Consider the following 13,832-nt stretch of genomic DNA (forward strand, 5'->3'; position numbering starts at 1 on the left):
TATCACTATGCTATTGTAAATGAGCCTTCCTAGGTTTGGCAATAGATAGATTTAATAGGAGGCATTTATTTTATTGCATTGACAGGAAATCTAGGATTTGATAAAGTTCAAATTGAAAATAATAATGATAATGATTCTCATTATTATTTGTTGGTACATATATATAGGGAGGTTTATCATGCTAAAAAGAAAGACCCTCTTCCCCATCCTGGCACTCATAATGTTATTGTCTGTATTTGTGACAGCTTGCGGGGGAACGAACAATGCTTCATCTAATAAACCAACAGCAACAACAGAAGCAACTACAGCACCAAGCACTGAGCCAACGGCTGCTCCTGAGGCTTCAGCTGCTGAAATGCGTAGCTATGAAACCACTAAAGGTACTGTACAGATACCTGTAAAACCACAACGGATTATTACAGATTATTATGGTGGGGAGTTGCTCTCCGTAGGAGCAAATGTAGTAGGTGTCGAACCTAGTACCTTTGATAATCCCTTCTTGAAAGACCTGCTCGCAAATACACAAGATGTCGGTGCTCCAGTTAACGCCGAGAAAGCTCTGGAACTTACACCTGACCTGATCGTCGTTATGTACGATGATAACTACGATGCTTTATCCAAAATTGCTCCAACCATTCATATTCCATACGGAACCGCTACAAATATCTATGAAACTGTTAAACTGTTCGGTGACATTGTAGGTGTGCCTGACAAAGCTGAACAATTTATTGCTGACTTTGAGAAAAAGGCTGCTGAAGGCCGCGAGAAGCTTAAAGGTGTCGTAAATGAAAATGATACTTTTGGAATCTATGAGCTGACTGATAAAGGGGAGCTATGGACCTTCGGAAATAATGCTGGCCGTGGCGGACAAGCCCTTTATAACGCACTTAAGCTAAAAATGCCTACTAAGAACAGCAACGACAACCAAACGTTGCAGCTGTCCATGGAGCTATTGCCAGAATATGCAGCTGACTACATGTTCCTCACCACTTATGATCCTGACAAAAAAGGGGATAAGCTGAAAGAACTGAAGGAATCTCCAGTTTGGAACGGACTTGATGCTGCGAAGAACGATCATCTATTTTACAATGATTTTGATACCTACTACCGCTATGATCCGATTGCGATTACCGCACAGATTGATCTGTTCGTAGATATGATTCTTGAACGCAACGGTAAGAAATAAACATAGGCACATACAAAAACACCCCACTTTAGGCACTGTCTAAAGTGGGGTGTTTGGCTATACATAAGAAGTTTCTGTTGAATTTATATCATCTAGTATATTCATTATACTCATTGGTGTTATTTAGTTTTTTGTACATATACTCATCATTTTTAAGCTTATAGAGCTGCCCCATCCCCGCAAATACGAAAAACAGCACTAAAATTAATCCATACGCATAGGTGAATTCACCAATATAAAAGCAAGTGACTATCGCAACAAGGGTCAAGATCATTAATGCGACTGCAATTCTGGAAAAAATCTTTTTCAAATGGAATCCCCCTACGTTTTGTGCACCAATATTATCATATTTGGGATTAAATTGAAATCCCCTTTTGTTCTATTAAAGGAATATCGAGTAGCTGAATATGTGCCAGCATATTGCGAGTGTATATTTTGGTGTATATACGATAAAAAAGGACTTGAAATAAAAGATATGCTCCGCCTACCAACAAACAAAACCACATCGGCTCCAGAGCTGTAGACATTTCAACCCTGGAAGAACTAACAACATAAAAAGAAGACAATGCAATACCTAATGCATACGGGAGAAAAAACAGCACTTTTAAAGGGCCGCCTATAATGCGGGCCACGTCCTTAGAAGTAATTCCAATCTTGTTCAGCTTCCTGAATTTGATCCGCTCACGCTCTAAATCGGTCTGAATACTGAAATGCAGCACTATCCCGGAGGCGCCGAAAAATATTAAACCAACAAATGAAATTACGAAGATTCCAAATCGGCCAGACTCCTGTAACTGTAGATAGTCACTTATTCTAGACTTCGTAGAGAATACGAGGGCCTCTTGCCGTTCATTGCCATACCAGGACTCTGTATTGTCTTTGTTATATTTGGCTAAAGCGGCATTTAATTTAGCATCTATATCCGCAGTTTTTTTCCAATCCTTAAAATTCAGGAGCTGAAGATTACCGATCGCTTTTTTATTTTCCGCTTTCAGCGCCATATAATCCTCTTCGTTTACAATGATATGAAGACCATTCATTAGATTCGGCACAGGGTTAAATACCATGTCAAATAGGATACCTTGTGAATACAGCGTATGCTTCCCGGAAGCAAGCATCAGATCAAAGGTGGGCATTTCCGGTCTTTGATTCTTCCACTCTTCTCCTTGTGCAACTATGGCCAGATTTAGAAAGTGATCTTTCTCCACATGATAATCAGTGCCGATTAATGCGTTTATATTCTGGTCCAGAAATATTTTGAAATTAAACAAGTCGATATACTCCAGCTTTTGGTGTGAAAGCAGCGGCGTGGCGCCATGATCCGTGATCTCGCTTAGTATTTTTGGTGAGATGCTATTTTTTCCGAATACTTCTGAATAGGCAATATCATATGGATTGTTTGCAACCGGAATATCCTCAGCATTCCAGGTCAAATAAAAAATAATTCCGCTTAGAGAAATCGTGATGAAGACGAGGAAGGTGATAAGAGAAAGCACTATTTTGGAGCGACCAAGGGTATAGATCAAATTGGAACTAAACAGCAGGTGCTTGTGATATGCTCTGCTTGATCGCGATATAAAAAGTTTCAACCAGTCCCCAAGTCCTGACAGCAGCAAATAAACGCCTAACATACTAATTCCCAGATTTATTAACATCATGCGAGCATCGGAAGGGTTGTAATGAGTGAGCATATTATAAACGGAGATTCCCAAGAGTAAAACTCCGATGACCCCGGTGATTTTCCCATGAATCAGGTTGCGTTCTGCGGTTCTGGACTCTTTTAAAAGACGTAAAATACTGTATCGCAAAGTTAGTAGCAAATTGACTGCAATCACCACTATGTAAATCACCGCGAAGAATTTAATGGTATACAGATAACTATCCGGCGTCAGTATAAAAGCACTGTCCCCAATATTTACAAACAGCGAAACAATAAAGAAAAAAATACCGGAGAAAACTGTCCCTGCGCCTAGACCGGTAAGAATCGAAGCTAAAGCAATCATGCTATTCTCGAACAAAATGATTTTGCGGATATTGTGGCTTGTCATTCCAAGTACCATTAATAGCCCAAAGTCGCTTTTTCTGAATTTTAAAAAGGCCATTTGAGTATATACAATAAACAGAACAGCAAACACCCTTATCACCAAAAAAGGAGCATATAAATTACCTGACACCATCCCATTCACTTGATAAGGGTCATTAAAATCAGGATTACTGTACAGCGAATAAAATGTAAAAAAGATCATGACCGTAAAGCTGCTGCATAGGAAAAATAACAAATATCTTCTAAGATTCGCCTTAAATATCTGAAATGCCATTCTCCTAAAGGTCATCTTCTCCCCCTCCAATAAAGGCCAGGTTCTCCAGAATCAGATCAAAAAATGCTCTGCGCTCTTTATTCTCTCTAGCAATCTCTAGTAGAGCCTTCCCATCTTTGATAAAAAGCACCCGATTACAATAGCTGGCCGCAAAAGGATCATGCGTGACCATCACAATCGTTGCTCCTGTTAGAGTGTTGAGCTTGGCGAAGGTTTTCATCACCGTACTCGAGGATTTGGAATCCAAATTCCCCGTCGGCTCGTCCGCAAAAATCACATCTGGATGATTAATAATCGCCCTGCTGATCGCCGCCCGCTGCTGTTGCCCCCCTGAAACCATATAAGGATATTTGTCCTTCACCTCATCCAGATCGAATAGCAATAACGTCTCATCTGTCTTGGCATTGATATCTACTACCTCTTGTTCATCCAGCACCATGGGCACCATGATATTTTCCCGTAGGGTCAGACTATCCAGCAGATTGTAATCCTGAAAAACAAATCCCATACGCTGCCGGCGAAAAAGCGCAAGCTCGTTCTTGGACATCTCACTTATACTAGTATCTGCAATTCTTACAACCCCACTATACTCCGTGTCTATTCCGCTTAGTATATTTAAAAGTGTTGTTTTCCCGCTCCCCGAGGGTCCCATAATCGCCACAAACTCGCCGCTATCCACACTAAGACTAATCCCGTTCAGCGCTCGAAACCGATTCGTTTTGCCTTTGCCTTTATATTCTTTCGAGAGATTCTCTACTTGCAGTATGGACATCCTGGCACCTTCTCATTGATAGGTTTGGAGTGAGTTACATTAAATGGAATTCAATCACTCGGTATTACTATAAAGCTAAGAAGGGCGTTCGTTTGTTAGATTGCTCACAGCGCAAAAAAAGCAGGATACCTCCTCTATAATTTCCGCTCCCGCAAAAAACAAAGGCAAACAAAACCAGTAAAAGCAAGTCCACCGATTGCTGCTAATGAGAAGGAAAACGCCCTTACATAATCCGCTAGATCTGCTTCCAAAAGAGAATGCTTTAGCGAAGCGGAGAATAAAATACCGATTAACGCCACTCCTAACGAATTTGCAAAATACATAAAGGTAGTGATCAAGCCTGAACCCGTGCCCGTGATCTTTGTGGGTACTGAACTAAGCGTAACGCTGACTAGAGGTGTAGTAGCCATTCCGAGACCGAAACCATATATCAATAATAGTAGGATATTACGAGGGTCTAGCAGCTGCGTAACGTCCACATTTAGCTCTAACATAAGCAGCAGGCTACAGCTCCCCATCATCAGCGCTCCTATCTTAAGTACACTCATCCCCCATCTTTTGACCATTCGAGAAGAGATTAGGGAAGTCAGAAAAAAGCCTATCCCTATAGGCAAGAAAACCATACTCGTATCTTGAACACTATAGTGCAAACCAAATTGCATATAATAGCTCAAAATAAAAAAGAAAGAGAACATACTTAGATAAAGGACAAGAACGGTTGCCAGACCAGCGCTAAATGTTCGATCTCTGAAAATAGACAGATCGACTAACGGTAACGTCCCCTGCTTTCCCTTTCGATTTTCAACCCAGATAAAAGTAAACAACACGAAAAGAGCTAACATTAGACAGCCAAAAATCCACAACGGCCACCCTTGTTTTTGTCCCTCTGACAACGGATAGATCAGCAGGAACAAACCGATCAGCAGTAGGAAGCTTCCAGTCCAATCAATACTGCCCGCCTGCTCAGCCCGTGTTTCAGGTACAATCGGCATTAACAGCAGGACGAGAAGTCCAAATGGCACATTGAAAAAAAATACTGTCCGCCAACCGAGATCGAACGGATTCCAATTCACAATAGTACCTCCGAGGATGAATCCGAATGCAAATCCAATGCCAATCATTGCGCCGTAAATGCCGAAAACAAACCCTTTTTCCTTTGGCAGAAAGCTGACCTGCAGCGTAGATAGAACCTGAGGTTGAATAAGCGCCGCAGCCAATCCCTGCACAATCCGAATAACAATCAGAAGTGCCGGATCTGAGGTCAATCCGCCTAACACTGCCATGACCGTAAACCCGCTCACCCCGATCATCAACATCCGTTTTCTGCCGTATATATCGCCAAGCTTTCCACTAATAATCAACGCCACAGCTAATCCTAGCGAAAATCCGGTAACGATAAGCTGTGCTTCCGAAAAGCTTGCGTTCAAGCTATATTGCATAGATGGAAGCGCAACTTGAATCATATAAGTATTTAATGAAATAAGTAATGTTGGCAGTAAAATAACCCCCAGCGCATACCACCGTCGCGAATCTACTTGTTGTTGTTCCATTGTATGACCACCTTTTTATCTGCAATCTATGAAATTATTATCATTCAGAGTGGTCTTTTTCTCTACCTGTTAAGGGAGGTTCACTCCTTGATAAGGGAGCAAACACAAAAAAACCTCAAGCATGCAGAAGATAACGTTCGATTCCGAACCCTATGTTCTAACACTTGAAGCTTTAAGCTTTCTGCATTTACAAATCTTCCTACAGCCTATTTCGTTCCAAACTCTGTTGTTCGATACGTTTTAAGTATTCGCTTGGATTGCAGCCATAATGCTTACGGAAGGTCGTCGTGAAATTGCTGACATTGCTATATCCGACCGAAACAGCTGTTTTCCCTATATTCAAACCTTCAACCTCCATATACCAGAGCGCTTTCTCCATCCTTTTTATACGTACAAGCTCGAAGATCGTCATGCCAAATAATTCGCGGAAGCCTTTTTTCAGCTTGAATTCGTTGATCCCTACCCGCTTAGCCAACTCACGTATAGATAACGGTTGTTCGAAATGGATTTGCACCAATTCATGTACCCGCTTCAGATTAGTAATATCATCATGCCGCAGCGTCATACTATCGCTAACAGAACCGTAACCATCAGACTCACCAAACAAAGCAATAAATTCAAGGGCTTTGCTCTCCATATATAAACGTCTCAATGTTCCATGATAGGTACAGTGGATCATTTCGGAGACACATTTTCGGATTGCCGCAGTATCTGGATAACGATCAATATTTCCACGATGATGTCTAAGCCAGGTTTCCATTTGCTGTGTCTCCGATAAATCTCCGGCGTAATTCAGCAGTTCACTAGGAGCAAACCGTATTTCCAGCAATTGATTGGGGACACCTGCTTTTTTCTCTTCATACACCTGAACATCCTCTAGAAAAAGGACATTGCCCATTTGTTTATCCGTGTAACTTTCCTTGCCGTTCCATTCGCAATAGATTTCTCCGCTTAGATTATAGCTTAGTTCAAACAACGGACAAGCTTCTTGAATGTGGAGCTTCATATCCTGTTCGTAAGTTATGTCCGTATACATAATCTCCATACCTGGACGAATCCGTGTACGGGTGACGCTTCCCTTACCAATATGTGAAGGAATAGTAAGCCGCTGTTCCCATTGGTTATGTTCAACATGCCCCTCTATCCGTTCTGTAAATTGATCAAAAAGATCATGAATTTCCATATTCAATATATTTAAAGTCATCGCAAACCTCTCCTTCTTCGCTCCTTGTATACGATGAGTTACATAATCTCTACTCTTGCTCCGTAAATGATAATTGTTATCACTTGAAAGTGTCAACATGAAACACAAAAAAAGCATTGGCGGATTTTATCCTGCCAACGCTTTTTTAGTAGTAAAATAAGACCGTTCAAACCGATGGAAATGCATCCCTCCGGTATCTCAGCTCCCCCGTAACCTCCATAATTTTCGAGGCTAACAAATGCGAGGGCAGCTCGTAATCCACACAACCCAGCTTCGCGGCTGCTTCAGGCATTTCACTTTCAATAGAAGTTTCTTGCGATTCTACTAGCGTTGATTGGGCGCCAGCGTGTTTGGCAGCCAGCATCCCTTTAGCGCCATCATTTCCCATTCCGGTCATTAGGATTAAATGCTGCTGTAGACCAGTTAGTGCAGATATAGACTCAAACAAGATATCGACCGAAGGACAGTGCCCATTCACTGCAGGCTTTTTCATAAGTTTTATTCTGAGATCCTGCCCCTCCTGAATAATGGTCATATGAGAATTACCTGGAGCGATATAGACGGTTCCCCCGAGCACAGATTGCTTGTCCTTGGCTTCCACCACCCGTACACTTGAGAACCGATTCAGTCGTTCCGCCAATGCTTTTGTGTACTTAGGTGGCATATGTTGAACAACCAGCAGGGGATACGGGAAGCTCGCCGGGAGCGAGGAAATTAAGATTTCTAATGCCTTCGGCCCCCCTACTCCGCATCCAATTCCCACGATCTGCTCAATAACTTCTGTACATCCACTCTTAACGTTGTTTTGTTTCTCTTGTCGAGCTTTCACTTTGGAGATGTTTATATTGTTAAGAATAAGAGTTCTTAAAGGAATTTCAGCGGCTTTCTTAATTTTGAATAATAACTCATCTTTTATGCTGTATAGACCAGGTCCATAAGATTGAGCCGGCTTGGATATGAAATCCACTGCACCATTTTGTAGAGCAGTAATGGTTGCTGTTATTCCATCCTTTGTAGCGGAGCTCAAGATAAGTATAGGTGTTGGCCGCTGAGACATTATGCTTGTGAGTGCTACCAAACCGTTCAATTCCGGCATTTCTATATCTATAGCCACGACATCGGGCCTGAGTTTTTGAACCATGCTGATCGCTTCGGATGCATTTCGAGCTACTCCAATGACCTCGAGGCTTGAATCCTCCGAAATTAGGTTCGAGATCTGTTTACGCATGGTTACTGAAGCAGCTACAACGAGCACCTTTATTTTTTGCACTACTTCTCCTCTCCTATCAATGATAATACCCCTGACACTGTTTATTTAACTTTAAAAATAGATACCAGACTATTTAACTCTTCTGCTAGCTGAGCCAAAGCATTGGCGGTCGTTGCCGTTTCACTGCTGCTTGCCGCCATTTCTTCAGTTGCGGCGGATATGCTCTCAATTGAGAACATCACCTCAGACGATTGTGCGGCCTGTTCTTCACTGGCAGCTGCAATTTCTGTTACTTTATGAGCGGTATCGTTCACCATCGTAAGGATATGTTCAAAGGCTTCTCCATTTTTTTGTGAAAAAGCTACTCCTTCTACTACGGCATTTACACTGTGCTGCGTATTCTTCTGCATTTCTTTGATAATGCCCGTGATCTGTTTCGTAGCCCCACTGCTCCGCTCAGCTAACTTTCTTACTTCATTCGCAACAACGGCAAAACCTCGACCTTGTTCACCTGCGCGGGCCGCTTCAATCGCTGCGTTTAGGGCAAGCAGATTTGTCTGTTGGGCAATATCTTCAATCACCGCGATAATCTCACCAATCTTATCGGAGTCTTCCGCAAGTCTAGACATTTGTGTATCCAGTACTGCCATTCCTTCTACGGAGTTCTTAACCACGATCCCTCCATCTTGAGCGATACGCATCGTTTGATCTGAAAGCTCAGAGGCCTGTTCAGCACTCTGGGCTACTGAATTAATCGCCGCAGATAATTCTCGGAACAACTCATTCATCGTTTGTGCTGCACTAGCTTGACTCATACTTCCACTAGCTACTTCCTCTGTACTTGCTGAGATTTGCTGTGCAGCAGCTGAGACACTTTCCGCAGAAGAGGAAATGCCGCTAACAGTGCGTCTTAGGTTCAGAACCATTTCATTAACAGAATAAGCTAGCATTCCAATCTCGTCCTTAGATTCCAGGTTCGACGTTTCGCTTAAATTACCATTGGCCACTTTACCTAGCAGGCGCATTACTTGATTTAGAGGCCGTGCTATGATCTGCGATATTAAAAGACCCAGACCAATACTGATGAGCAGCGCAACAATAGTAACGCTAAAAGTAATCAAACGAGAGGACTGATAAAGGTCATTGGCATTAACAATCGAACCTTGAGCCTGCTTCATATTGATGTCTATTAAATTTTGCAGAAAGTCAGTCAGCTCTGTTGTAGCTGTTTGCAAATCACTTACAAGCAAAAAATTTGTATATTTCTCATTACTAATATTTGTTTTATCAATTTCAATAGTATCATCAAGACTTGTGATATAACGTTGCCAGATCTCAGGATAATCTTTCATTATCGCCAATTCTTCTTCCCTCAACGCAGTCTTGCTATATTTACCCATGATCTCTTCAATACTTTGAACGTTTTTATGTATTTTATCTTCGTATTCTTTCTTTTCTGCCGCTGTTTTAGCCATCGTGTTTATATCACGGATATTGATTCTATTTGTTAAAAATAGTTCATTCGCTTCTCCCAGATAAGCTATAGGTGTTAAGCGATTTTCGTACATGTCCACGATAGAGCGGTCCATCTTACTCAAATTCGTAATTCCATAGAATCCTACAAAGCACAATATTGCGGATACTAACAGAAATGCGGAGATTAACTTCACTGCTGTCCTTAAATTATAAAACCACTTCATTTTCCTCAGCCCCTCATTGGCGTTAGTCATTTTTTAGTAATTCTTAGGAACTATTTCATCATATACGGTAAGCAGATTAAGGTAACCGAAAAAAAATAGCGCGACCACGCAAAAATATTGCGTCGTCCCGCAAAAAAAGCGCAGACCAAAAAATCCCGCCTCACAGCACCGTGAACGGGATTTTGATCTATTTGTTTGTTACGAATTTTCATAGTGAATTGTTGAAATCGGACTCCTTCAATATGCCCAGTCGTTTAGCTTTTATTGCCGCTTCAATTCTTGATTTCACATTTAGTTTTTGGAACAGACTCGTTAAACTGTATTCCAGCGATCGTTGACTCATAAGTACAATCTCTGCTATTTCCTTGTTGCTTTTTCCTTTTGCAATCTCTGTCAGCATTTCATGCTCTTTTTTGCTTATCTTCGGGTTTGCTTGGTCAATATTAATCTCCATTCCTTTAGGTGATACTTTTCTTAACTGTTTAACTAGGGTATGAGGCAAAATGACATCTCCCCTTAAAGCACAACGCACTGCTGCAACCAACTGCTCTCTATTGGTCGTTTTTGAAATAAATCCAAACAAACCCGATTCGATCATCAAGTTGAATTTGTTTGTAATTTCGTATCCGGTGTAGATTAAGATAATCGCGTCTGCGTTTATTTTTAAGACTTCCTTCGCCAAATCAATCCCATTCCCATCAGCGATATGAAGATCAAACAACATCACGTCAAACGTATGGCTACCCACCATGTTAAGCGCCTCATGGGCTGAATTGGCTAGGGTAACCTCCATATCTCCCTCTTGTTCCAGTATCATCTTAGTCCCTTCCATGACAGAGGGATGGTCGTCCACTAACAAAATTCGAATCATGCCTAATACACCCCTATCCCCTTATTATGCCCCATGATTAATCTGCAGGTATGGATATAAAGACAGCTAATCCCTTATTCTCTGGCGAAAGAAATCGTATGGTCCCATCCATACTGCGAACCCTTTCTTTCATCCCATAAATCCCCATGCTCTTAAGAGAATCCTCTCCTAAAAGGCTCATTCCAATTCCGTTATCTTCATAATCCAAAAGCACCTGTTGCCCTTCACTAGCTAAGGAGATACGTACTTCTGTGGCACAGGAATGTTTAGCTGCATTAGCCAAAAGTTCCTGCACAATACGGTACAGACCTATTAAAATCTCGTCTTTTAACTTATGCCTGAAAGCGTTTGACTCAAAATAAATCTGATAGTCGTTCCGCAGCTGAGCAAATTCAAACAACGTCTCAAGTGAGGAAGCAAGCCCCTCATTGATTAATGCTGGTGGCCTAAGCTCATTGCAGATCATCCGCAGTTCGTAGATAACATCGAGTAAACCTTCTGTGATCTGTTCTAGCTGTTCCTTTAGTTCCCCCGTAACGGATTTATCACTTAAAAAATTATCAAGCTTACGATACCAGATGATCTGTTCTTGAAGTGCTGAATCATGTAAATCTTGAGCCAGCCGTTTGCGTTCATTCTCGGATAAATTAAACATAAAGCGCAGCAACCATGTCGGAGCTTGCTCGGAAGCCGCTAACTCAAGGTCCTTAGTTAGATCTTCTATGAGCAAAAAATTATCAAATAGCACACTAACATAACGGGTAATCGTCTTCAGCCACACTCGAACAGAACTTATTTCTAATAAAATAGACTTCTCATTAATGGATAGAATATAGCTTTTTCTTCGGAACTCTCCGATCTTCAGTGAATAGCCCCGCTCGGTCTCAATAATCTCGCATATTTTATCATGGTTATCTTCAACTTCAATCATACAAATATTGGTAACCCGTAAGACCTCTCTAACTTCTTTTAGTAATCGTTGTTCCATGTGACTGATCTTCATCGCACCAAACAAATCTTGTGAGAATTGATCAAGACTCATCTGTAAGTTGAAATACCTTTCCTCGCTGTTCCGAATGATCTGCTCTGTGAGCTGTCTTTCCACCTCAATTTTTTTCCGATCACTGATATCCCTAAAGATAGAGATACATGCAACCTTACCCTTGTATAGAATTGAGCTAGCTGTTACTTCTACATCGATAATAGATCCATCTGACCGCACGACCTTTTGTTCAACAGGAGCTAATATCCGATTGGGTCCATAATAGATTTCACGCATCCGATCTCTAGCCAGCGTTATATAGTCCGGGTGGGCCCAATTAAAAATAGAGGTGCCAATCAATTGATCCTCACTGCAAACTCCAAACAATCCTAAACAGGAAAAATTCACATAAAGGAATTTATATTCACTATGGAGTACTACCGCTTCAGGTGACATATCAATAAGCAGCCGATTGAGTTCCTCGCTTTCTCTAAGTTCACTCTCCATCTGGACCCTTTTTGTAATGTCTCTCGCTACGATCACAATACTAACTACTTCTCCATCCTCACCAAGAACAGGTGTACCCAAGCATTCCAGGTCTATAATGTGACCTTTGATGTGAATAAACCGATTGTAAAACATCTTACATACTTTTGTCCGAAAAATATCCAAGATCTGTTCCCGCAACACTTCTTGTTCATCAGGATGAATATACTCCAAAATAGTTGTGTTCTTTATTGAACCTACAGGAAGACCAATAATTTTCTCACAAGAGGACGAAGCAATAATGAAGTTCCCTTGCTGATCCAGAACCCCAATCATATCCTCCATATTCTCTGTAATAAGCCTGTACTCCGCCTCCCGCTGAGCCAGCCGCTTTTCTACCTCCACAGATGCAGTGGTATCTCTTGCGATAACAAAGGTACCCACAATTTGATTGTTTTCATGTGCAGGGATGTTTTTCATCGACCAATGGTTAACTAATCCATTCTCGCGGACAGAAGTAACCGTATAATGCTGCAGAACTCCGCCAACCGTTTTATCAAAATAATCAGACATCATATGCGAATTCTCTGCGCCAAATAAATTCACAATGGATAAGTTCTCTCCGAATCTATTAAAAGCTTCGCCAGTAATTTGCTCTGCCGCTGGATTGATAGCCACAATGCTGCCCTGCAGATCCAATTCACACACGATATCTGGATTATGGTCAAACAGGGATTTGTAGCGCTGCTCACTTTTTAATAGAACCTCTTGCATCTGCTTTTTTTCCGTATGGTCGATTAAGATCCCATTGAGCCGTACCACTGCCCCTGTCTCATCCATACTGGGAATGATCCTGACTTGGACCCATCGGAGTTCACCGCTGGCATGGATGATCTGATATTCACTGAGATTGCTTATTCCTTGCCCCACTGTAGTTATAATCTCTTGAATTAAAGGCCGCTCTTCTTTAGGAGCAATTCTTAGCCAAAAGTCATCTTCCTTCGCCTGTTCTGCTGAATATCCCGTGATATTGAGAATGGCATCCGATATGAATAACATTTTCCGTGATACGTAGTCGTATGACCAAATCGCCACATCGATCGCAGCAAACATCTGCTGATACAGAGAAAAGCTACTCTCTAACTGGGCTTGAGCATTTTTTTGTTCCGTGATATCTATGATGACGCCATCTATTCGACAAACCTTATGCTCTTGATTAAAAACGGGCGTGCCTATACTTTGAACCCACTTCAGCGCTTTTGCAGGTAACTGCATACGATACTCAAGATTACATAGGTGACCAGAGTATAATTTATCTATATACGCATCAAACCGTTCAAGATCCTCACCGTACACATATTCACGTAAAAAATTGGGGTTATGCGTTAAAGTATGATCTGAACAGTCCACCCATTTCTCCAAAACATTCGACATTGTCAGCAAATTCGCTTCCATGTCAATAGACCATGAGGTCATATCCTTGTCGCCAAGTGAATGCATATTGAGATTCCCTCCACATAAAAAGCCCCCCCTTTTCGGGGCGGCTTTTTCTT

Annotated in this window: 10 protein-coding genes; 1 reads left to right on the plus strand and 9 read right to left on the minus strand. The window is 41.6% G+C overall.

Going from position 1 to position 13,832, the window contains the following annotated elements; translation table 11 throughout:
- Positions 1–178: 178 nt before the first annotated feature.
- On the plus strand, positions 179–1,186 hold the full coding sequence (locus MHI51_RS21590; RefSeq protein WP_076276692.1) for an ABC transporter substrate-binding protein: 1,008 nt from the start codon (positions 179–181) through the stop codon (positions 1,184–1,186).
- An 88-nt stretch (positions 1,187–1,274) separates the two neighbouring features.
- On the opposite strand, the gene MHI51_RS21595 is transcribed toward MHI51_RS21590, so the two are convergent.
- The 9 genes from MHI51_RS21595 to MHI51_RS21635 all read right to left on the minus strand — a co-directional run bounded on the left by MHI51_RS21595 (position 1,275) and on the right by MHI51_RS21635 (position 13,779).
- The gene (locus MHI51_RS21595; RefSeq protein ID WP_076276691.1) at positions 1,275–1,496 is read right to left on the minus strand and encodes a hypothetical protein; all 222 of its coding nucleotides are present in this window, start codon (positions 1,494–1,496) and stop codon (positions 1,275–1,277) included.
- Between the two features lie 46 nt (positions 1,497–1,542).
- Positions 1,543–3,519 carry an FtsX-like permease family protein gene (locus tag MHI51_RS21600; RefSeq protein WP_076276690.1) on the minus strand — a complete coding sequence of 659 codons (1,977 nt, stop codon included), beginning with the start codon at positions 3,517–3,519 and terminating at the stop codon, positions 1,543–1,545.
- Positions 3,509–4,276, minus strand: coding sequence for an ABC transporter ATP-binding protein (locus MHI51_RS21605; RefSeq protein WP_405173250.1), 768 nt, complete (start codon positions 4,274–4,276; stop codon positions 3,509–3,511). The genes MHI51_RS21600 and MHI51_RS21605 overlap by 11 nt, the downstream gene beginning before the upstream one ends.
- Before the next feature lie 134 nt (positions 4,277–4,410).
- Positions 4,411–5,826, minus strand: coding sequence for an MFS transporter (locus MHI51_RS21610; RefSeq protein WP_076276688.1), 1,416 nt, complete (start codon positions 5,824–5,826; stop codon positions 4,411–4,413).
- Positions 5,827–6,025: 199 nt separating this feature from the next.
- Complete coding sequence (locus tag MHI51_RS21615) at positions 6,026–7,030, minus strand: AraC family transcriptional regulator (protein WP_076276687.1); 1,005 nt, start codon at positions 7,028–7,030, stop codon at positions 6,026–6,028.
- A gap of 166 nt (positions 7,031–7,196) precedes the next feature.
- A complete protein-coding gene (gene cheB, locus MHI51_RS21620; RefSeq protein ID WP_076220075.1) occupies positions 7,197–8,300 on the minus strand; it encodes a chemotaxis-specific protein-glutamate methyltransferase CheB in 1,104 nt (367 codons plus the stop codon).
- 41 nt (positions 8,301–8,341) lie between these two features.
- Positions 8,342–9,940 (minus strand): methyl-accepting chemotaxis protein, encoded by a 1,599-nt coding sequence (locus tag MHI51_RS21625; protein ID WP_405173251.1) that lies wholly within the window; start codon positions 9,938–9,940, stop codon positions 8,342–8,344.
- Positions 9,941–10,148: 208 nt separating this feature from the next.
- Complete coding sequence (locus tag MHI51_RS21630) at positions 10,149–10,811, minus strand: response regulator transcription factor (protein WP_076219667.1); 663 nt, start codon at positions 10,809–10,811, stop codon at positions 10,149–10,151.
- Between the two features lie 37 nt (positions 10,812–10,848).
- Positions 10,849–13,779 carry a PAS domain S-box protein gene (locus MHI51_RS21635; protein ID WP_405173252.1) on the minus strand — a complete coding sequence of 977 codons (2,931 nt, stop codon included), beginning with the start codon at positions 13,777–13,779 and terminating at the stop codon, positions 10,849–10,851.
- Positions 13,780–13,832: the final 53 nt, after the last annotated feature.

It is taken from the genome of Paenibacillus sp. FSL H8-0260 (assembly GCF_045040625.1).
GTDB classification, from domain to species: domain Bacteria; phylum Bacillota; class Bacilli; order Paenibacillales; family Paenibacillaceae; genus Paenibacillus_AQ; species Paenibacillus_AQ odorifer.

Bases quoted from the DNA above. Each gene is read 5' to 3' on its own strand.
- MHI51_RS21590 (WP_076276692.1), top strand. From the start codon at position 179: ATGCTAAAAAGAAAGACCCTCTTCCCCATCCTGGCACTCATAATGTTA.
- MHI51_RS21600 (WP_076276690.1), bottom strand. From the start codon at position 3,519: ATGACCTTTAGGAGAATGGCATTTCAGATATTTAAGGCGAATCTTAGA.
- MHI51_RS21605 (WP_405173250.1), bottom strand. From the start codon at position 4,276: ATGTCCATACTGCAAGTAGAGAATCTCTCGAAAGAATATAAAGGCAAA.
- MHI51_RS21610 (WP_076276688.1), bottom strand. From the start codon at position 5,826: ATGGAACAACAACAAGTAGATTCGCGACGGTGGTATGCGCTGGGGGTT.
- MHI51_RS21615 (WP_076276687.1), bottom strand. From the start codon at position 7,030: ATGACTTTAAATATATTGAATATGGAAATTCATGATCTTTTTGATCAA.
- MHI51_RS21625 (WP_405173251.1), bottom strand. From the start codon at position 9,940: ATGAAGTGGTTTTATAATTTAAGGACAGCAGTGAAGTTAATCTCCGCA.
- MHI51_RS21630 (WP_076219667.1), bottom strand. From the start codon at position 10,811: ATGATTCGAATTTTGTTAGTGGACGACCATCCCTCTGTCATGGAAGGG.
- MHI51_RS21635 (WP_405173252.1), bottom strand. From the start codon at position 13,779: ATGCATTCACTTGGCGACAAGGATATGACCTCATGGTCTATTGACATG.